The sequence below is a fragment of the Oceanobacter sp. ABM4_470 genome (genome assembly GCF_056158645.1).
In genome coordinates this window covers 3,769,698-3,789,522 of record NZ_JBSWTR010000001.1, presented here as the reverse complement: position 1 = coordinate 3,789,522, position 19,825 = coordinate 3,769,698, and the positions used below count along the sequence as shown (strand labels likewise).

Genomic DNA, 19,825 nt, shown 5'->3' with positions numbered 1-19,825 from the left:
GGTTTACACTAACCTGACCGCAGATGAACAAAGTGATCCCGTTATGCAGCCCCTGATGACTGACCGCTGGCAACAGATACAGCAGCAACTGACCGACACCGGCGCACGCTTCAATCTCGACTGGCCGGTATTCTGGCAGTCGTTAGAGGAATCGCAACAACAGCGCCTGCAAACTGTGTTGTTGGTCAGCCAATACGTCGTCGATGCCCTGCCTCGTGACGCTGACTGGTTTAGCCAGGCCATTCAAACCGACACCATCAGTGCGCCGTTGGATCGCCTTGCCATCCGCCAGCAGCTGAACCACCTGACAGCAGCGGATTTCAGCGACACGGCCAACCTGCCCGATACCCTGCCAGCCGAAGATCACTGGCTGAAAGCCCTGCGGTTACTGCGTCGACGGGTGATGGTGCAAACCATCTGGCGTGACCTGCTGCGCATTGCCGACACCCTGACCACCACCCGCACAGTGTCCGACCTGGCCGATGAAACCGTCTGCCAGTCGATCAACTATTTCCACCAGCAACTGGCCAACCGCCACGGCCAACCGATTGGCAAACACAGCAAAACCGAACAACGCCTGCTGGTGTTGGGCATGGGCAAGCTCGGCGCCTACGAACTCAACCTCAGTTCCGACATCGACCTGATTTTTTGCTACCCCGAATCCGGTGCCACCACCGGTGATGCCAATGGCAGACGCGACCTCAGCAATCAGGAGTTCTTTATCAAGCTGGGGCAAAAGCTGATCGCCGCGCTCGATAACCAAACCATTGATGGCTTTGTATTCCGCACCGACATGCGCCTGCGGCCCTACGGCCAAAGTGGTCCGTTGGTGATGAACTTTGACTCCATGGAAGAGTACTACCAGAGTCAGGGCCGTGACTGGGAACGCTATGCGATGGTGAAAGCCCGCATCATGACCGGCGAGAAAACCGCCGCCGCCAAGGAGCTGCTGTCGATCCTGCGACCCTTTACCTATCGGGTGTACATCGACTACAGCGCCTTTGAATCGCTGCGCTCCATGAAAGCCATGATCAACGCTGAAGTGCGCCGTCGCGGCCTCGACAACAACATCAAACTGGGCCCTGGCGGCATTCGTGAAGTCGAATTTACCGTACAGGCGTTTCAGCTGATTCGGGGCGGTCAGGAGAAAGAACTGCAAAACCGCGAGCTGGTGCCAATGCTGGATATTCTGCACCAGTCCGCCTATCTGCCTGCCGCAGCGGTCGCCGAGCTGAAGTCCGGCTACCTCTTCCTGCGCGACGTTGAACATGCTCTGCAAGCCCTCAACGACGAACAAACCCAAATGCTGCCAGCCGATGAGTTGGAACAGGCGCGGCTGGTGCTGGCCATGGGCTTTGATGACTGGACCAGCTTTATGACCGCCCTCGATCAGCACCGGGCCGCCGTCAAAAGCCACTTTGCCGAAATCGTTCGTGGCGAAGACAGTGATCCTGACCAACAGGAAATCGACCACACCTGGGTCGACCTCTGGCATGGCGACCTCGCTGCCGACGTTCGAGAGCGGCTGCAAGACCGCTACCCGGAAATGCTCAGCGACGAATTTGCCGAACTGATCGACCAGTTCCGCGACTCCCGCGCGGTACTCAGCATGCAGGCCATCGGCCACGACCGGCTGGAAGCCTTTATGCCGTTGCTGCTGGAAGAACTCAGCAGCTGTCCGGCGCCGGTTTCCACCCTAAAACGGGTGATTCCACTGCTGGAAGCCGTGCTGCGCCGAACCTCCTATCTGGTGCTGCTGAAAGAAAACCCTACTGCGCGCACCCAGCTGGTGAAACTCTGCTGCGCCTCTGAGTGGGTCGCCCAGTACATCACCGCCATGCCGCTGCTGCTGGATGAACTGCTTAACCCCGCCAACCTCTATCGTCTGCCCAGCCGACAGGAGCTGGAAGAAGAACTGCGGCTGGCCCTGCTGCGCATTCCCGAAGACGACCTCGAACAGCAAATGGAACAGCTGCGCCAATTCAATCACGCCCACAAGCTGCACGCGGCGGCCTCGGAAGTGGTCGGTGCGCTGTCGTTGATGAAAATCTCCGACTACCTCACCTGGCTGGCCGAAGTGTCGCTGGAGTGTGTGATGCAACTGGCGTGGCAGCAAATGGTGGCGAAATACGGCTACCCCGCCAATCAGCAACAAGAAGCCGTTACCCAGCCGGAATTTCTGGTGGTTGGCTATGGCAAGGTCGGCGGTCTGGAGCTGAGCTACAGCTCCGACCTCGATCTGGTGTTCCTTAACGGCGGCTACGCCATGGGCTCAACGCTGGCGGATAAAAACGCTGGCCAGCGCAGCATCGACAACAACGTTTTCTATACCCGCATGGGTCAACGGATGATCCACATCCTCAGCACCACCACCCGTAACGGTGAACTGTACGAAGTGGACATGCGACTGCGGCCATCCGGTAACTCCGGCATGATCGTCGCCACCATGAAGGCCTTCGAGGTGTATCAGCAAGAACACGCCTGGACCTGGGAACATCAGGCACTGGTGCGTGCCCGGGTACTCTGTGGCGATGCCCAGCTGGCCAATGAATACCTCGCCATCCGCGCCGACAACCTGACCCGCAGCCGGGACAGCGACACCTTGCGAGGGGAGGTGCGCGAGATGCGCCAGAAAATGCGCGACAATCTGGGCGAAAAAGCCGCCGACCAGTTTCACCTGAAGCAGGACGCTGGCGGCATCGTCGATATTGAATTTCTGGTGCAATACGGCGTACTGAACTGGGCCCACCAGCACCCGGAACTGCTGCAAGTTACCGACAACATGCGCCTGCTGGATGCCTTTGAAGAAGCCGGATTGCTGGCCACCAAAGCCCGCAAAACCCTGCAGGAAATCTATCTGGCCTACCGCGCCGAAACCCACCGCCGGGCGCTGCAAAACCAGAATCTGGTACTCGATCAGACCACCGTAGAACGGCTGCGCTTCGACCAGCGCCGCCAGCAAGTGATGGCACTGTGGGATAAGTGGCTGGCAGCCGATTAAGCGCCGCCGGTACAGCGAGGGAAAATCAGCCCTCGCCAGAGTCCATCAAACCCGCCTGACGCTGCAACTGTGGCATGTAATTGGCCACCAGCTGTTCAAAGTCATCGCGGTCTTTCTTGGCGACGGTGACCAGCGTCGGAATTTCCGCTGTCATCGGGTTTACCGGTTTGCCGTTGATGTGCAGTTCGTAATGCAGGTGGGCACCGGTCGAACGGCCGCTGTTACCCGACAGGGCAATTTTCTGGCCACGGCTGACGCGCTGTCCCCGTTTCACCAGCGCCTTGCTGAGGTGTAGAAAACGGGTGCTGAACGGGCCGTCGTTATCAATCACCACGTACAAACCGGCGTAGGCGTGTTTCACCACCCGGGTCACAATGCCGTCGCCGGTTGCCAGTACCGGCGTGCCAATCGGCGCGGCAAAGTCGGTACCGTTGTGGGGTGAAATCCGCTTGGTAATAGGATGGTGGCGGAACGGGTTAAACGACGAGCTGATGCGCCAACGACGCTTGGTCGGGTAGCGCATCAGCGCTGGCGTCAGGCTGTTGCCCTCATCATCGTAATAGTTACCGTCGTCAAACAGGATGGCAACGTGGTCTTTACCGCGCACGGTCAGTTTGATGGCGTCCAGACGGCGGCTGCCCGTGGCCTGATCGCCCATGTATTCGTCGCTGATCACCGCGTCAAACATGTCACCCTGGCGTAGTTCGCGTTTGAAATTCACCTTGTTGCCCAACAGGTTGGTGATTTCCATCGCATCGCGGTCCGACAGGCCGGTTTCCAGAATGGTGGCGTAAAGGCTGTGTTTCACATCCGCTCGCACCACGTGCTGTTTCCACTCGGTAGGAGTGATGGTTTCGTTGTATACAAAACCATCGTCCTGCCGTCGGTAAGTCACCAGCCGGTTGATTTCAGGCCGTAAGGACATCGCCTGAAAAGCGCCTTCCGGCGAGAACTCAAAAATCAGCTCGCTGCCCGGGCGAATCACGTCCAGCACCAGATAGGGAACATCAGCCTGCATCACAGCATGAAGGTCGTTATATGAGATATCGAACTGGCGAAAGATTTTCTCCAGCGTATCGCCGGACTCAATCAGGTGTTTTTTGATGATCACCGGCGGCGGTGGCGGAGGAGGCGGCCGCAACGGCTCCAGCTTGGCATCGTCCAACAGCGGCCAGGCCGGGTTGGGACGGGGGTTCAGAACCGCCAGTTGCAATACCAGTGGGGCAGATGCCTGTTCTACGACAGACGGATCAACAACAGACGGATCAGCACCGGACTGTTCTATGTCGGCTGAAGCAGGCTCCGCGGCCTGCACCGCCAACACACAACAGGCTGAACAAACCAGTCCCAGCAACCAGCGCGAGACTCCAGGCAGGGGACGGCTCCCTGAGAACACAACGCCGTCAGTAGCAATTTTTTTCACAACAGCACAACAACAACTTCGGCAAAAGAGACAACATGTAAAACCATTGCCGGGCGCATCAGATTCACCAACCCGGTCTGCGTCGTAACAACACAGCCCGGTTAGTGAATCTTTACTATCAGGAGTTCCTTTACTTACTTTCCTTTAAAGAGTGTCTGGCCAGCAAGCAACGAGCGTCCGTGAATAACCCGTTAGACGCACCTTACCGTAACGACCAGACAAGATCCCGTTATTGCAGCACAGTTTCAGCGCTGCGCGGCCGTACCACACTGGCGTACAAGCGCGGCAGTAGCAATCCGGCAATCACAATGGCAATGCCTAACACCTGCAAGGCCGTCACCGTCTGACCAAACACCAGCGCCGTCAGTGCCGAAAATACCGGCACAAAGTTGAAAAACAACGAGGCGTTGGCAGCCCCCAGCTTTTTGACCCCGGCGATCCACAACAGATAGCCGCCAACCGTCGCCATCATGCCAATAAAGGCCACGTCGGCCAGTACCAGTCCGGACGCGGCTTGCAGCTCTTGCAGCGGGTGAACCTCGGCGCTGAACAGGGTGGCGGTGCCAATCACAGCAACGCCCGCCAGCATGCCGACCATGGTGTAGGGAATCATCGGCATCCAACGGCCAATGGCCTGACTCTGGTAGGTATAAAAGCTCCAGCACAACATACCGGCAAGGATCATCTTGTCGCCATGATTGAACTCAAAACCCATCAACCGCTGCCAGTCGCCTTTGGTCAGCACCAGTAGCACACCCGCCAGGCACACCAGCAAGCTGAACCCTTGCGAGCCAGTCAACCAACGACGCTGGGCCACACTGGCGATCAGCATGGTGACCAACGGGCTCAGCGCCATAATCAGCGCTCCATTATTCGCTTCGGTTTGCGCCAGACCGGTAAACAGGCCCAGGTTCAAACCACCCACGCCCACCAGTGATACCGCCAGCACCCAGATCCACTGACGCAGCGATAGACACGGCATGGCGATGCGCTTCAAACGCATCAAAGCCAACAAACACAGTGACGCCAAACCGAAGCGACAGAGCACCAGCGTCAGGGCATGTATTTCACCCAACGCGTGCTTGCCCACCGGAAAGCTGGCTCCCCACAAAAACGCACACAGCAACAGTAACCAAACCGCCGTGATATTGGGTGATCGGCTCATTCTGACCTCCAGTAATTCATTGAATGTTCAAGGAGGCCAGTGTATTAATTTCAAATTCGGAATAAATAGACAACTTCAAAACATCAGATTTCAAAAATGAAACCAACTTACTCGTTGGACGACATGCGCTGCTTTTGCGCGGTGGCCCGCCTGGGCAGCTACAAACTGGCTTCCGACTGGCTCAGCGTGCCTCACTCCACCCTCAGCCGTCGCATTGCCAAACTGGAACAGGACCTGAAGTTGCGGTTGCTGAACCGCGACGCCCACCGGGTCCAGCTGACATCAACCGGACAGCTGTACTTCGACCGATGCCATCACCTGTTTGATGAACTCGACGACATCGCCACCAGCCTGCACGCAGACAACCACCACGCCAAAGGCCGTATCCGGGTGGCTGCGCCGGTGAATTTTGGCAGCCATGTACTGGCCAGCCACTTCAACGCATTTTTGCGCCAATACCCCGACATTCAGCTGGATATGCGGCTGGACAACCGTCAGATAGATATTGAAGAAGCCGCCATCGATGTGGCGTTTCGGGTCGGAGACCATACCGCAGAACATTGGGTCGGCAGGCAACTGGTCGATATCCGCTTTCTGGTGTGCGCTCCAGTCAGCCTCAATACCGACGATATCAGGCACCCCTCTGAGCTGGGTCAGTTACCGCAGATTATCTGCCAGCCCATATCCCGCTGGGCCATGATCAACCTCAAGAGCGGCGATACCTTTACGCACGTACCTCAGCAGCCGCGGCTGGAAGTGGACGATATTTCGGTGCTCACCCGCGCCATCAAAGACGAGATAGGCATCGGCATGATTCCCGACTACCACGCCCAGCCCTTGATTGAACGTGGCGTCATCAAGCAGATACTGCCCGACTGGGGTAACCAGCAACGGGGGTGCCAGATGCTCTACCGCGACCGCCAGAACATGCCGCACCGGGTGCGTTTGCTGATTGATTTTATGCTGGAACGCTTTGCCTGAGCACTTTGCCCGAGCGTCAGTCCGTTCAGGCAAAGCGAGCAGGAAAGGCTGGAGGGGTTATTCCACTGCGGCGGATTTTTCGAACGCCCGCAGACGCTTGTAGATAGACTGAAGCTCGACAATGGTAGTCCAGGAGTTCACCAGATATTGGAACGAGCCTTCAACCTGATTAAAGGCGTTAAGAATTCGTTGCATCACACCCAGCGTAAAGGCACCGGCAATAATGGAAGGCGCCAGAGCAATCAGGGGGACGAACTGGCCGATGTTCAAATAACCGTAACGCACCACGTTGAAGTAGAGGTAGTTCTTGTACAGGCGGAAGTAGTTCTGACGCACGTTAGTGAACAATTCCGCCAGCGTCGCCGGATGCGCGCGGTCATGATGGTCTTCACCAAATACCAGCTCCTTGCGATAAGCGGCTTCCACCTTCTGGTTGTTGAACTCCAGCCCCGGCAGCTTGATACCAGCAATTGCCAGCAAGGCGGTACCAAAAATCGACCAGATGATAGCCACAAACACCAGCGCCTGCGGCACTTCGCCAATCAATGGCAGCGTGGTGACAAATTGCGACAAGCCCCACAGGATCGGCAGAAAGGCGATCAGCGTCATCACCGATTCCAGCAAGCTCACACCCAACCCCTCCATAATGGACGCAAAGCGCATGGTGTCTTCCTGAATACGCTGCGACGCCCCTTCGATGCTGCGTACCTGCGCCCAACGCGCGGTGTAATGCTCGTTCATGGCGGTGCGCCAACGGAACACGTAGTGACTGACAAAAAAGCGATTAAACACCGCCACGGCCACCGCCACCATAATGATCACGCCGACCGAAAACAGCTGAGCGTAATACTCTTCAATCTTGATACTGCCGGGATTGCCCAGAGTGCTTTGAATCAGGTCGTAAAAGGTGCCGTACCATTCGTTCAGCATCACGCTGACCTGCACCTGAAACCAGGTAATAAACACAATCAGCGCCGAGCCCAGTACCGACCACTTGGCCCACTTGTGATCGCGGCCAAGATACATCCATGCACCGATAAATAACCCATAAGACAGCGCCATGTACTGATAGAACCAGAGATCCTGCGCCGACTGCTGTGCAGCGGCAAATACGGCCTGTGCAGCTTCATCGGCCCCTTCTGGCAAGGCATCCGGGAAGCCACCCAGCAAGCTCAGGCTGCTGCCGAGATCGGTAAATACGAAATACCAGCCCAACACACACACCAGTGCCCAGCCAGCAAAACTCAGAAAAAACCACTTGGGTTTGACGAAAAACGATTCGAACACGATTTGGCTCTCTACAGGATCAGACAGGAATCGAAATACGCTGACGCATGCCGGTATACCCGACAGCTACAGCCGCGACAGAAATCAGGGGTTATAATTCAACAGTTCCAGACTGATTTAAATGCGTATTGGTTTCACAGGCTGACAAAATACGACAACTGGACACCTGTAAGATTATCAGCCCCGCCGGAGTCTCCCATGTGCGAATTGCTTGGCATGAGTGCCAACACCCCAACCGATCTGTGTTTCAGCTTTACCGGCCTGACCCGCCGCGGTGGTGAAACCGGACCACACAAGGATGGCTGGGGCGTCGCCTTCTACGAGGATAAAGGCGTCAGGCTGTTCCACGATCCGGAACCTTGTGCGACATCGAAAATTGCCGAATTTGTCTCGCGGCTGCCTATCAAAAGCAAAACCGCTATTTGCCATATCCGTCAGGCCAACGTCGGCAGCATCAAACTGTCGAACACCCATCCGTTTGTACGCGAATTGTGGGGCCGCAACTGGGTCTACGCCCACAATGGCCAGATTCCCGGTTTCACTGCCCACACAGGCATGTACGAAGCGATTGGTGACACCGACAGCGAAGCCATCTTCTGCGACATCATGAATCGGATTCGTCAGAACCTGCCCCGCGATGCCATGCCGGAACAGCTGGCCCGCACGCTGGTAGCACTGGCTGAAGAGTACGCCCAACAAGGGGTATTCAACTGCCTGCTTGGTAATGGTGACTGGCTGTTCACTTTCTGCACCACCAAAATGGCCAGCATTACCCGCCGGGCACCGTTTGGCCCAGCCGTTCTGAAGGACGCGGAAGTCGAGATCGATTTTGCCGCTGAAACCACCCCCAACGACATCGTCAGTGTGATTGCCACCGAACCACTGACCAGCGACGAAGCCTGGGACATATACCAGCGCGGTGAATGGAAACTGTGGCAACAGGGGGAAGTGATTGCCTGTGGAAAAGTCGACGTGCCCGTTTATGAAAACGGCCAGCGGGTGGGCTGAGCCCCAAACACAAGGCTCAGCCGGAGTGACTCGTTAGAGATCCGCGATCACAGCCCGTAACTTTGTTCCAACGCCACCAGATCGCCGGACTTCCGCAAGCTATCCAGCGTCGACTGTAGCTTTCTGACGATCTCTTTGGGTGTATCAATGCTGATAGCAAGATAGACAGCGTTATTGGTAAACATGAACTTGTTTTCAATATCGGGCATATCGGGCATATCGGATGCCATATACGGCCCCACAATGGCATCGGATATCCACAGGTCGATCGCACCAATTTTCAAACGCTTCGGGTTTTGTGCATCAGAGGGTGGCGTATCAATATCAAAGCCCTTGGCAATCAGATACTCCGAAAAGAAATCCCCACGAAAACCGCCAATACGATATTGCCGGGCATCTTCCAGCTTATCGATATCAATACTGCTGCCACTGGCAGCAAACAACGCCCCCTTCATTTCGGTAATCGGGCCTACCCACTGAAACAACTTCTCGCGCTCTGCTGTTCTGACGGTGCAGAACAAACCGTGGTTGGCGCGCCTTTGCACCCGCTGCATGCCGTATGACCAGTTGCGTAGCCGCATGGTGTAGTCAACATCGGCCTCGGCAAACAGGTGCTTGACGATGGCCGTACACAAGCCGTCGATATCGTTGGCCTTATGGGCAAACGGCTCGCCACTGGTGGTCATGGTGTAGGGTGGATATTGGGTTGTGAACAGGCTGATCGACTCCGCCGCCGCAGCTGCCGACAAAACGGTTGATACAAGTGCAGAGAGTAATACCGCAGAGAGTGTTTTCATAAGCAGCCTCGACAAGGAACGCCAGCATTGGGCTGGGTTGGGAATTAAATAACTCCCACTGATTATATCGACGCCATTCTTTCCTTGGTTTTATAAAACGTGGAGCCGAGGTAATGAAATACAAAACAGAACATCACGCATTGGCGCTATTTGTTGTATACCTTTCCCGGACCTGCGAACCCTTTCAATTCGAGTGCAACCTGCAGGGCTCACACAAAATTATTCAGATGCTATTCAGGATTTCGCCAACTTGTAGCCCAATGTAATAAACAGACCGCCAGTTACCCGGTCCATCATCGACACCACCGTTGGTTTGAACAGCACCTTGCGTAATTGCTTGCTCAATACAATCAGGGCGCCAAACCACAGTGCCGAAATCAGTGTGTGAACACACGCCAGCATGAAAGAGTACACCGCCACATCGGCTCCAGTGGGAATAAACTGCGGTAAAAACGATACGTAGAAAATACCGATTTTCGGGTTCAGCAGGTTGGTCACCAAACCTTGCCAGAACGCCTGCATACCAGTACCGGCAGGCTCAGCTTGCTCACTGTCCAGCGCCTTGCGCGGCTTCAGAATCAGATTAATCCCCAGCCACATCAGGTAACCGGCACCGGCCAATTTGATGGCCATGTACATCAGCTCAGAAGCCTGCAACACCGCACCCAGGCCCAGGGACACTGCGGCGCCCCAGGCAATACAGCCCAGCAGGATACCCAGCGCTGCGTACAAGGCAGGCGCCGAGCCATTGGTAATAGACGCTCGCAATACCATCACAGTGTCCAGACCAGGCGTCATCGCCAATAACGTTGCCGCTATGGCAAATGAGGCAAACAAAACGGGATCGAACATTTCCGGAATTCCAGTACAAATTAATCGGGAGACGGATTATATGGCAGCGGCTTTGGCCTGTTGACTGCGAATCACCAGAAACGCAAACAACGCCAGTACCAGTGGCACGAAAGACACCCACAATACCGCTGACCAGACCAACTCCAGGCGTGATGGCTTGTTTGACAGGCCTCTGCTCAACGAACAAGCCCGTCCGCAGCGACGGGCTCTGTCCGACGGCTGGATACCAACAACCAGCAGCCCCAGCTTAACGGCACACAGCCCAACCACTGATACCAGGCCGCAGGTTCGCTCAGCAGCCACCAGGCGGTGGCCAGCGTCACCAGTGGTGCCAGTGAGTTCATGGCCACGGCTTTAGAAATGGGAATAAAGCGCACCGATTCAATAAACAGCACCTTGGACACGCCAAACAGCAGCACGCCATTGATAAGCACCCACGGCATGGCCGACCACAGCGACTCGGAGGAAGGCATGGACTCCAGCGACACGGCGACGGCCAACAGCATCAGGAAGCTGATGGTGCTACGCACAAACATGATGCTGGAAACCCCCACCAGCTGGCGGGCTTTCTGCATCTGACGGTTGGCCAGCGGCGGCACCGCAGCAGCCAGCAGGATGATCAGCTCGCCCAGACCAAAGTCGTCGATGGAATCCGGTGCCAGTACCAGAATCGCCCCGACCACCATCACCAGCGCCCCCATTACTTGTCGGCGGGTCAGCTGTTCGTTACCAAACAACCTGAGTAGCAGCATGGAGAAAAACACTTCCATCAGCAGCAGCACGCTGGTACTGCTGGCAGGTACCATCGATTGGCCCCAGAACACCAGGCCATAAAACACCACACCAATGCCTACTGCCGATATCAGTGAACTGGCCAATGCTTCGCGACACAGAACATCACGCCACTCATCTCGAACGGTCGTAAGAAAGGCAAAAAACAGTGCTGCCGACAGCGCGCTGAGGGCTGCACACACCATCACTGGAATATGCTCGTAGGCCTGTTTCGATACCACCGGGAGCAACCCCCACAAGCCAGCGGCGCCAGCCATGTAGAGTTCACCTCGTCGTTGCGCTTGCATTCAAAAGTCTCCTGCAAACCGGGGCCGGGCACATCCCATCACAGCGTCATGCCTTTGGTCAGATTCAGCTGCATGTAATCAAGAAAGCGGGTCTGGAACAGCATGGTATGTTCGTGTGCAGCACGGTCTGCGGCATCGGCATCCCGGCGATCAATCGCGTTCACCAGCTCGTCGTGGTCGCGCCCCAGACGGTGATTGCTGGCCGAATGTACTACGTGGTCGTAATGCAGATGCAGCAGCCGCTGCCCCTCACCTAACAGTCGTTCGTAGTAGTTGGTGAAATATGGGTTATGCCCGGCTTTGGCGATGGCCATATGCAGTTCTTTGTTCAGCTCAGTCATGCGCTGGAAATCCGCCTTGGTGATGGAGTCCAGATAGGCATCGTCGATCTCACGAATCTGCTGCATTTCCTCGTCGGTGCGGTTCATCGCCGCCAGCCGACTGACCGCCCGCTGCACCAGATCCAGTGCCGCGACGTAATTCGGAAACTCGGCAATCTCGAACGGCGTTACCAACGTGGTGCGGTTCGGCAAAATGGTGACCAGCCCTTCGCTGACCAGTCGCGCCAGGGCGTTACGCACGGGCGAGCGGGACAAGCCGAACTGGTTGGCCAGCGATACTTCATCCAGTGGTTCACCGGGTTTGAGCTTGAGGGTCAGAATCTGCTGACGCAATTCCTCATAAATAAATTGGCCGCTATGCTGGCGGCCGGATTTGGTGCTGGTTGCTGACATATTATGTGTTCTTCTTTTGCATTGGTGACAGGCATAGGCGACTGCCCTCTGCCTACTCCAATTGCTGTTTGAATGGTTCGAACCAGGTATCGGTCAAGGTGTAGCCGTTCTGATACGGGTCGGTCGGTTCCATGCCAACCTGGTACAAGCCAGTGATCCAGGCTTGTCCGGCCACGGAGGTTACCACGGCGTCATACTGGCCAACGCGGGTAGTGGACTCCACTTTACACGCAAAACGGCTGCCAATAATGGACTCATGGATCAGGGTCTCTCCTTCCCTGATTTGTCCTTTGGCATGCATCAGTGCCAGACGCGCCGAGCTGCCAGTGCCGCAGGGCGAACGATCACACCGCCCCGGCGATACCACCACGGTATTACGGGCCAACCAATGGTCGCCCTCACGCCGCAGCGGCCCCATAAATTCGGTGTTGGTAATGCCCGGCATATCGGGCTTACCGGGATAGGCCACCGGTAGTTGTTCAACCGCCGCCTGTTTGATTTTTTGCCCCAACGCCACCAGATCACGGGCTTCGTCCGGCACCAATGCAAAACCCAGTGCCTCGGCGTCGACCATGGCGTAGGTCATACCGCCAAAGGCCACATCCATTGTCACCGTACCAACGCCAGCCACCTCCACGGGCGCCTGCTGGTGATAGACAAACGATGGCTGATTCACCAACCGCGCCTGAATGACCTTGCCATCACGACATTCGCAGCGAACCCGAATCAGACCAACAGGCGCTTCGAGAACCAGCTCAGTGACCGGTTCCTGCATTGGAATGATGCCGGTCTCCAGCAACACCGTCGCCACGCAAATGGTATTACTGCCGGACATCGCCGGGTATTCGGTCGACTCCAGAATCACATAGCCCATTTGTGCTTCCGGGTGATTGGAAGGCAGCAGGATATTGACGTTGTGCCATACGGCGCCGCGTGGCTCGAACAACAGAATCTGTCGAATCTGGTCGGCATTGCGCTCAAGCCACAACTTTTTGTCGAACATGGTCTGTCCCGGAATCTGCCCGACACCACCTGTAACGACCCGGCCGCTCTCACCTTCGCAGTGGGCGTCGACCAGATTCCAACATTTATTCCAACGCATATCAGCTCCTTTTGCCCGTACGCTTGCCTATCCTGGTGTCAGCCCTTGCCCCAGGTATCGCTCAGCATAAAGCCGTCGATCATCGGGTCGCTGGGGTCGATGCCCAATTGCTGAATGCCGTATAACCAGGCGCGGCCGCTGATGCGGGGTAGCACCGCAGGTTTGCCCGCCACCAGTGCTTCGCCAATCATTTCAATCTGAAATTCGCCGTTAATGGTCGAGCGTGAGGTCAGTCGGTCGCCCACTTGCACTGTGCCGCGGGCATGCTGACAGGCCAGGTTAGCCGAACTGCCAGTGCCACATGGAGAGCGGTCGACCCTACCCGGTGGCAAGGTGGTGCAGGTTTGCCAGACACCGCCGTCAAGGCGGTTGCGGAACATCACGTAGGCGATGCCGTTGAGGTCGGCGATTTCCGGGTGTTGCACCTGAAACTGCTCGTTCATCCGTTTGCGCAACTGCACCCCGGTTTCGGCCAGATCCCGGGCGCATTCCGGGGCAATATCCAGCCCCACTTGCTCAACATCCACCAGCCCATAGAACACGCCCCCAAAGGCGATATCGGCCTTAATCGCCCCGAACTCAGGGGTCTGAACCTCGACATCGAGGGCATGTACAAAACTGGCGACGTTATCCAGCGTGACCCGTTCGCAGCGGCCGTTGCGGCATTCCGCCACCGCAGTGATCAGTCCGGCCGGAGTGTCCAGCGTGACGCGGGTAAACGGCTCCTGCATCGGCAAAATGCCCAGTTCCAGCAAGGCGGTGGTCACACAAATGCAGTTACTGCCTGACATGGCATGAGCCTTGTCGGCCTGCAACACAATAAATCCGGCATCCGCTTGTGGGTTGCACGGCGGCAGAAGCAGGTTAACCGACTGCTGCAGGCACCCTCGCGGCTCCATCATCACCCAGCGACGCAGGCTGTCGTCGACCTCGTTGATGTAGTTCATCTTGTCGAGCATGGTAGCGCCGGGAATGTTCAGCACCCCGGAGGTGATCACCTTGCCGATTTCGCCTTCGCAGTGTACTTCTGCCAATTGCAGGGTTTTGTTCCACAACATATCAATGGACTCTTTTATTCTTACGCTTGTTATATAGAGCCACAAAACCCGCCCGTTGAGGTCTGTTTAAGGGTGTTTCCCTGGCAACAAAACCTCAGACGGACGGGTTTCTGTGTCATTGGCGGGACAGCTCTGCCCCACCTTTTTGACGACCTCTTGACGACCTATTGCCAAGAGGTCAATCGCTTACTTGATGTACCAGCCCCAAGGCTCGTCACTGTTGAAGGCGGTGATCTGCTTGGTTTCAAGGTAGTTGTTCAAGCCCCAAACACCCAGCTCGCGGCCGATGCCACTGTGCTTGTAGCCACCCCAAGGGGCTTCGCTGAAGGTCGGCTGGGAGCAGTTGATCCAGATAATGCCCGCCCGCAGTTTGCGCGCTACGCGGTTGCAACGGTCGATGTCCTTCGACATCACCGCCCCGGCCAGACCAAAACGGCTGTCGTTCGACATCTGCACCGCTTCGGCTTCGTCGCTGAACTTGCGTATGCATACCACTGGTCCAAAGATTTCTTCGGTCCATACGGTGCTGTCGTCTGGCACATCCACAAAAATGGTTGGCTGCAGGTAGTAACCCTTGTCGAAACCGTCCGGGCGCTGGCCACCGCACAGCAGCGTCGCACCTTCCTGTACGCCCTGGGCAATCATGGCGGTGACTTTTTCATACTGGCTGGCATTCACCAGTGGCCCCATCAGCACGCCATCCTGCATGCCGTTGCCAATGGTGATCTTGCGGGTTTCTTCTTCCAGACGCGCCATCAGCTGGTCGTAAATGCCATCCTGAATCAGCACGCGAGAAGTTGCCGAGCACACTTCGCCCTTGTTCCAGAAGATACCGAACAGAATCCACTCCACCGCTTCGTCGATGTTGGCATCGTCGAAAATAATGAACGGCGACTTACCACCCAGCTCCAGCGATACGTTTTTCAGATCGCGGGCCGCGGCCTGCATGATGCGGCTACCAGTTGGCACACTGCCGGTGAAGGCAATCTTGTCGGCTAACGGGTGTTCGCTCAATGGCGCACCGGCGTCCGGGCCCATGCCGGTGACCAGATTGAAGACACCGGCAGGCACACCGGCCTTGTCGATGATGTCGGCCAGTTCCATAGCGGTCAGTGGCGTGACTTCAGAAGGTTTCAACACAATGGTGCAACCTGCTGCCAGTGCCGGAGCCACTTTCCACGACGCCATCAGCACCGGGAAATTCCACGGAATAATGGCCGCGGCTACACCCGCAGGTTCCTTGATCACTTCGCAGCTGAAACGGTCGTCGCCCAGTGCCACAGCGGTGCTGTTGTTGTCGTCCAGCTCTTCGGCGAGGTCGGCGTACATATCAAAGGTACCGGCGGAATCTTCGATGTCCCACACGGCTTCTGGCAGTGGTTTGCCGTTGTCTTTTACTTCCAGTGCCGCCAGATGATCAATGCGTTCACGAATGCCCTCGGCGATTTTACGCAGGTACACCGCGCGCTCCTTGCCGCTCAGGCCAGACCAGCTGCCGTCATCGAAGGCAGTACGGGCGGATTTGACCGCCAGATCGACGTCTTCGGCGGTGGCCGCAGCCACGCGGGTAATCACGCTTTCGTCACTCGGGTCGATGGTCTCGAAAGTGCCGCCCTTGGCCGGAGTGATCCAGTCGCCATTGATGTAAAGCTTGTTGTAGGAATCCATAGGGTTCTCCTGAAATCGTGTCTTGGCTCAGAATCGGTTGGCGCGGAACGGCACGACCGACTGGGCAGGGGTTCGTTTGTGCAGTAGGTCGGCAACCAGTCGACCGGATGTTGCGCCCAGCGTCAGGCCAAGCTGGCCGTGGCCACAGCAAATGGCGACGTTGGACAATCGCGGCGACACATCAATCACGGGTTTGGTGTCGGGCAGGAACGGACGAATACCAATACCGTATTCCTTATTGGTGACATCCAGTTGTGGCAGAATCCTGCGCGCTTTTTCCAGAATGATGTCGCTGCGTTTGAAGTTGGGTTCGGCGTCGGCACCGGAAAACTCAATAGTGCCGCCAATTTGCAAACCGCGATCCATAGGTGCAAATACAAAGCCACCGTCGGCGTAAATCACGGAATGGTTAAATTCCACCCCCGCTTGTGGCAATACCACCTGATATCCGGCAATGCCTTGCAGCGGGATGTTGACGCCCAATTGTTTGAAGAAACGGCGCGAACCATTGCCCGCCGCCACCACCACGTGGTCGGCCGCCAGGGTTTGGCCATCGCTCAGGCGCACGCCAGTGGCACGGCCTTGCTGTTCGGTGATGGCGTCAGCAGCCACCTGAATGCGCTGGCCGCCGTTGGCTAGAAATTGCGCCGTCAGGGCCTGAATAAAGCCCTCGGTATCGCGTACAAAACGCCAGTCACCAAAGCGCAAACCATGCTGGAATTTACCCGCCAGCGCAGGCTCCAGATCAGCAATGTCGTCACCGTTCAGGCGTTCGGCGTTGAATCCCAGCTGCTCTCGCAGCGCCAGCCACCCGGACTCTTCTTCAATGCCGTCGGCATGATCAAACACCTCAAGTACCGGGCGGTTGATCAGCAATTGTTTATCGTCACAGGCATCGAGTAACACCTGATAGTCCTGATACACCTGTTGGGTCAAATCGCTCAGCTCATCGGCAATTTGCAAAATGTTGCTGTGACGGGCGTTCATCAGGAAACGCACAAACCAGGGCAGCAAGGTCGGCAGTGCACCAGGACGAAGCGCCAACGGCCCCTTTTGATCCATCAACCAGCCCGGAATCTTTTTCAGAATGCCGGGTTTCGACAAGGGCACCACTTCGCCAATGGCCATCTGGCCACAGCTCCATTTGGCGGTGCTGTCGCCAGCAACCGCCAGGTCCACCAGACTCACCTGATGGCCTTCGCGTTGCAGATACAAGGCGCAACATACGCCGACAATGCCACCACCAATGACGACGGCGTGCTGCTTGGGTTTGAGCTGTTGCATGCGTGTTTACTCCTGACACAACAGGCTTGCGAAACGGCCCCGCTTGCCGCAGGGCCGGTGGTTTTGTTAGCCGTTGATGGCTTCAAATGCGGCACGGAAACGACGCTTCTCGTCGTCGGTCAGTGGCAGCAGTGGTGCACGGCAGCCACCCGGGTTGAAGCCAGCCAGTTCACAGCCGTACTTCACTTTCTGGATGAACTTGCCTTCTTCCATCTGGGCAATCACCGGGAACAGCGACTGCATGATGGCCTGTGCACCGTCGCGGTCACCGGCGGTGAAACGACGGTAGAACTCACAGATCTGATCCGGGAAGCAGTTAGCCGGGCCACAGATCCAGGAAGTCGCGCCCCAGATAAAGAAGTCGAACGCCTGATCATCAGAACCACAGGACAGCTGGTAGTTGTCCTTGTAGTCGGTACCAATGCGAATACCGCGCAGCAGGTCGCCGGAGCTTTCCTTGATGCCAATCACGCGCTCGTGATCCTTGAAGGTATCCAGCACGTCGTAACCCACTTCTACGTTGGTGCGAACCGGGTAGTTGTACAGTACAACGTTGATGTCCTGAACGGCTTCCAGAATTTGCTCGTAGTGGTTGATCAGCTCTTCCTGGGAAGGAAGCGCGTAGTACGGTGGAGCCACCAGAATGTTGGTGTAACCGGTGTCACGAACGGCCTTGATGCGGTCGATCACTTCGCTGGTGCAACCGCCGTTGGCACCGGCAATCAAGGTGCCACGATCGCCTACGGTTTCACGCAGAAAGCCCAGTACCTGCAAACGCTCGTCGTCGCTGAGGGCGTAGTTTTCGCCTGTGGTACCCATGCCCACAAAACCGGATACACCGGCTTTCAGTTGGTGTTCAATAATATCGGCCATAGCATCAAAATTGATGTTATTTGATGCATCGAATGGCGTTACCAGCGCAGGAAGTACACCTTGCAGTTTCATATTTATAACTCCGATTTAAAGTTTGAAGCCGCGGCAAACCCGCCAATATCCTTTTGAGATATCAGCTGGTTTAAAGGCTCCGGGTTTTTATATTGCGTAACGCGTTAGCATTCGCGATTCGACATAACCCACCAAACGGGTGAGCGGGAAAGCCACAACAAAATAGATAATGGCCACGGTGGTCAGGAATTCGACCGGGTGCGCCGTACTATTGGAAATGTTTTGGCCAATAAACATCAGATCGGCAATACCGACGGATGAAATAAGCGCAGACTCTTTAAACAGGCTGACGATATTCGACAGCAGCGGCGGAATAGCGCGCAACAACGCCTGTGGAAAAATAATATAAACCACCTTGGTGCTGTGCTTCAGACCCAGCGCGGTACAGGCATCATGCTGCTCCTGTTCGATCGACTTCAGCGAACCACGGAAGGTCTCACTGGTGATCGCACCCATGTACAGGGTCAGCGAGATAATTACCGACACGTACGGCGGAATGGAAATACCCAATACCACCGGGAAACAGAAGAAGATCCAGAACAGCTGGATCAGCAGCGGCGTACCGCGGAAAAACTCGACGTACAGTTTCAGTGCGCCACTTACCAGCACGTTGTTCACCATACGGCCCAGGCTAACCACAAAGCCCAGCAGGCTACCGGCAATGGCACAGCCCAGCGTAATGGCAACCGTGACCCACAGGCCCTGCATCAGTACCGGCATGTAAGGCCAGATAATTGAAAAATCGATTTCCATCTTCAATCCTCACTCAACGCTGCATGGCGGCGTCTTGCCGACGTTCAAATACATTAACCAGATGCGAAATCGGCAGCGCCATCAGGAAATAGATCAGCGCGATCAACGAGTAGGTTTCCAGTGGACGGTAGGCGTCCACGGCAATGCTTTTGCCCATGTACATCAGGTCGGACACCGCCACGATGGCCACCAGTGCGCTCTGCTGCATCAGCGAAATACCGTTGGTCAGCAATACCGGCATGGCGGTGCGCAGCGACTGCGGCAACACCACGTACAGCGTCTGCTGCCAGGACTTCAGCCCCAACGCCACACAGGCATCAAAGTGTGCCTTCGGCACCGACTGGATACCGGCACGGTAGGCTTCGGCGTTAAACGCAGTCAGGTTCAGGCCCAGTGCCAGCACGCCCATGGTGATTGGGTCGATGTACACCTGGAACAGAATCGGAATGCAGTAGAAGAACCACACGATCTGCAGCAACACCGGGGTACAGCGGAAAAATTCAATAAACAGCTGGCATGGCCAGCGCAGCATGCGGAACTTGCTCATCGCCATCAGACACAGCACAAACCCCAATACCACGCCCATGGCGTTGGCATAGAGAGTCAGCTGCAGGGTGACCCAAAGGCCCTCCAGCAGCATGTCGGCCTTGCCGGAGAGAAAGTGAAAATCAAATTGGTAATCCATCGC

The 19,825-nt window shown here is 56.3% G+C and carries 18 protein-coding genes; 3 read left to right on the top strand and 15 right to left on the bottom strand.

The genetic code is table 11. From position 1 onward, the window contains the following. The first annotated feature begins 55 nt into the window (after window positions 1-55). Window positions 56-3,001, top strand: coding sequence for a bifunctional [glutamate--ammonia ligase]-adenylyl-L-tyrosine phosphorylase/[glutamate--ammonia-ligase] adenylyltransferase (gene glnE, locus ACXADJ_RS16715; protein ID WP_475068037.1), 2,946 nt, complete (start codon window positions 56-58; stop codon window positions 2,999-3,001). 25 nt (window positions 3,002-3,026) lie between these two features. Here glnE and ACXADJ_RS16710 read toward each other — a convergent pair whose 3' ends face one another. Both ACXADJ_RS16710 and ACXADJ_RS16705 read right to left on the bottom strand, forming a co-directional pair. Beyond that, window positions 3,027-4,355, bottom strand: a complete 1,329-nt coding sequence (locus ACXADJ_RS16710) for a peptidoglycan DD-metalloendopeptidase family protein (protein WP_475068034.1) — start codon at window positions 4,353-4,355, stop codon at window positions 3,027-3,029. Window positions 4,356-4,653: 298 nt separating this feature from the next. Continuing rightward, complete coding sequence (locus ACXADJ_RS16705; protein ID WP_475068032.1) at window positions 4,654-5,589, bottom strand: DMT family transporter; 936 nt, start codon at window positions 5,587-5,589, stop codon at window positions 4,654-4,656. Window positions 5,590-5,685: 96 nt separating this feature from the next. On the opposite strand from ACXADJ_RS16705, the gene ACXADJ_RS16700 reads away from it, so the two are divergent. After that, complete coding sequence (locus tag ACXADJ_RS16700; RefSeq protein WP_475068030.1) at window positions 5,686-6,570, top strand: LysR family transcriptional regulator; 885 nt, start codon at window positions 5,686-5,688, stop codon at window positions 6,568-6,570. 57 nt (window positions 6,571-6,627) lie between these two features. On the opposite strand, the gene sbmA is transcribed toward ACXADJ_RS16700, so the two are convergent. Then, window positions 6,628-7,857, bottom strand: a complete 1,230-nt coding sequence (gene sbmA, locus ACXADJ_RS16695) for a peptide antibiotic transporter SbmA (protein ID WP_475068028.1) — start codon at window positions 7,855-7,857, stop codon at window positions 6,628-6,630. Window positions 7,858-8,055: 198 nt separating this feature from the next. On the opposite strand from sbmA, the gene ACXADJ_RS16690 reads away from it, so the two are divergent. After that, window positions 8,056-8,865 carry a class II glutamine amidotransferase gene (locus tag ACXADJ_RS16690; protein WP_475068026.1) on the top strand — a complete coding sequence of 270 codons (810 nt, stop codon included), beginning with the start codon at window positions 8,056-8,058 and terminating at the stop codon, window positions 8,863-8,865. Window positions 8,866-8,912: 47 nt separating this feature from the next. On the opposite strand, the gene ACXADJ_RS16685 is transcribed toward ACXADJ_RS16690, so the two are convergent. The 12 genes from ACXADJ_RS16685 to ACXADJ_RS16630 all read right to left on the bottom strand — a co-directional run bounded on the left by ACXADJ_RS16685 (window position 8,913) and on the right by ACXADJ_RS16630 (window position 19,822). Beyond that, window positions 8,913-9,662: a substrate-binding periplasmic protein gene (locus ACXADJ_RS16685; protein WP_475068024.1), complete on the bottom strand. Its 750-nt coding sequence runs from the start codon at window positions 9,660-9,662 to the stop codon at window positions 8,913-8,915. Window positions 9,663-9,896: 234 nt separating this feature from the next. Beyond that, window positions 9,897-10,514, bottom strand: a complete 618-nt coding sequence (locus tag ACXADJ_RS16680) for a LysE family translocator (RefSeq protein ID WP_475068022.1) — start codon at window positions 10,512-10,514, stop codon at window positions 9,897-9,899. 36 nt (window positions 10,515-10,550) lie between these two features. Beyond that, window positions 10,551-10,694 (bottom strand): hypothetical protein, encoded by a 144-nt coding sequence (locus ACXADJ_RS16675; RefSeq protein ID WP_475068019.1) that lies wholly within the window; start codon window positions 10,692-10,694, stop codon window positions 10,551-10,553. Further along, the gene (locus ACXADJ_RS16670; RefSeq protein ID WP_475068016.1) at window positions 10,691-11,593 is read right to left on the bottom strand and encodes a DMT family transporter; all 903 of its coding nucleotides are present in this window, start codon (window positions 11,591-11,593) and stop codon (window positions 10,691-10,693) included. Before ACXADJ_RS16670 ends, ACXADJ_RS16675 begins: the two co-directional genes overlap by 4 nt. Window positions 11,594-11,631: 38 nt before the next feature. Beyond that, on the bottom strand, window positions 11,632-12,327 hold the full coding sequence (locus ACXADJ_RS16665; RefSeq protein ID WP_475068013.1) for a GntR family transcriptional regulator: 696 nt from the start codon (window positions 12,325-12,327) through the stop codon (window positions 11,632-11,634). A gap of 52 nt (window positions 12,328-12,379) precedes the next feature. After that, on the bottom strand, window positions 12,380-13,429 hold the full coding sequence (locus ACXADJ_RS16660) for a proline racemase family protein (protein WP_475068011.1): 1,050 nt from the start codon (window positions 13,427-13,429) through the stop codon (window positions 12,380-12,382). 38 nt (window positions 13,430-13,467) lie between these two features. After that, entirely contained in the window at window positions 13,468-14,487 is a 1,020-nt protein-coding gene (locus ACXADJ_RS16655; RefSeq protein WP_475068008.1) for a proline racemase family protein, read from the bottom strand. A gap of 186 nt (window positions 14,488-14,673) precedes the next feature. Then, window positions 14,674-16,155: an aldehyde dehydrogenase family protein gene (locus ACXADJ_RS16650; RefSeq protein WP_475068005.1), complete on the bottom strand. Its 1,482-nt coding sequence runs from the start codon at window positions 16,153-16,155 to the stop codon at window positions 14,674-14,676. A 27-nt stretch (window positions 16,156-16,182) separates the two neighbouring features. After that, entirely contained in the window at window positions 16,183-17,439 is a 1,257-nt protein-coding gene (locus tag ACXADJ_RS16645; RefSeq protein WP_475068003.1) for an NAD(P)/FAD-dependent oxidoreductase, read from the bottom strand. A gap of 66 nt (window positions 17,440-17,505) precedes the next feature. Continuing rightward, the gene (locus ACXADJ_RS16640) at window positions 17,506-18,384 is read right to left on the bottom strand and encodes a dihydrodipicolinate synthase family protein (protein ID WP_475068001.1); all 879 of its coding nucleotides are present in this window, start codon (window positions 18,382-18,384) and stop codon (window positions 17,506-17,508) included. A gap of 87 nt (window positions 18,385-18,471) precedes the next feature. After that, on the bottom strand, window positions 18,472-19,137 hold the full coding sequence (locus ACXADJ_RS16635) for an amino acid ABC transporter permease (RefSeq protein ID WP_475067999.1): 666 nt from the start codon (window positions 19,135-19,137) through the stop codon (window positions 18,472-18,474). Between the two features lie 13 nt (window positions 19,138-19,150). Then, window positions 19,151-19,822, bottom strand: a complete 672-nt coding sequence (locus ACXADJ_RS16630) for an amino acid ABC transporter permease (RefSeq protein ID WP_475067997.1) — start codon at window positions 19,820-19,822, stop codon at window positions 19,151-19,153. Between the last annotated feature and the right edge of the window lie 3 nt (window positions 19,823-19,825).

Excerpts from the sequence above, each read along its gene's own strand:
- ACXADJ_RS16690 (WP_475068026.1), top strand. The coding sequence starts at position 8,056 with ATGTGCGAATTGCTTGGCATGAGTGCCAACACCCCAACCGATCTGTGT.
- ACXADJ_RS16670 (WP_475068016.1), bottom strand. The coding sequence starts at position 11,593 with ATGCAAGCGCAACGACGAGGTGAACTCTACATGGCTGGCGCCGCTGGC.
- ACXADJ_RS16635 (WP_475067999.1), bottom strand. The coding sequence starts at position 19,137 with ATGGAAATCGATTTTTCAATTATCTGGCCTTACATGCCGGTACTGATG.
- ACXADJ_RS16640 (WP_475068001.1), bottom strand. The coding sequence starts at position 18,384 with ATGAAACTGCAAGGTGTACTTCCTGCGCTGGTAACGCCATTCGATGCA.
- ACXADJ_RS16650 (WP_475068005.1), bottom strand. The coding sequence starts at position 16,155 with ATGGATTCCTACAACAAGCTTTACATCAATGGCGACTGGATCACTCCG.
- ACXADJ_RS16705 (WP_475068032.1), bottom strand. The coding sequence starts at position 5,589 with ATGAGCCGATCACCCAATATCACGGCGGTTTGGTTACTGTTGCTGTGT.
- ACXADJ_RS16685 (WP_475068024.1), bottom strand. The coding sequence starts at position 9,662 with ATGAAAACACTCTCTGCGGTATTACTCTCTGCACTTGTATCAACCGTT.
- ACXADJ_RS16645 (WP_475068003.1), bottom strand. The coding sequence starts at position 17,439 with ATGCAACAGCTCAAACCCAAGCAGCACGCCGTCGTCATTGGTGGTGGC.
- glnE (WP_475068037.1), top strand. The coding sequence starts at position 56 with ATGACTGACCGCTGGCAACAGATACAGCAGCAACTGACCGACACCGGC.
- ACXADJ_RS16665 (WP_475068013.1), bottom strand. The coding sequence starts at position 12,327 with ATGTCAGCAACCAGCACCAAATCCGGCCGCCAGCATAGCGGCCAATTT.
- ACXADJ_RS16660 (WP_475068011.1), bottom strand. The coding sequence starts at position 13,429 with ATGCGTTGGAATAAATGTTGGAATCTGGTCGACGCCCACTGCGAAGGT.
- ACXADJ_RS16700 (WP_475068030.1), top strand. The coding sequence starts at position 5,686 with ATGAAACCAACTTACTCGTTGGACGACATGCGCTGCTTTTGCGCGGTG.
- ACXADJ_RS16655 (WP_475068008.1), bottom strand. The coding sequence starts at position 14,487 with ATGTTGTGGAACAAAACCCTGCAATTGGCAGAAGTACACTGCGAAGGC.
- ACXADJ_RS16630 (WP_475067997.1), bottom strand. The coding sequence starts at position 19,822 with ATGGATTACCAATTTGATTTTCACTTTCTCTCCGGCAAGGCCGACATG.
- ACXADJ_RS16680 (WP_475068022.1), bottom strand. The coding sequence starts at position 10,514 with ATGTTCGATCCCGTTTTGTTTGCCTCATTTGCCATAGCGGCAACGTTA.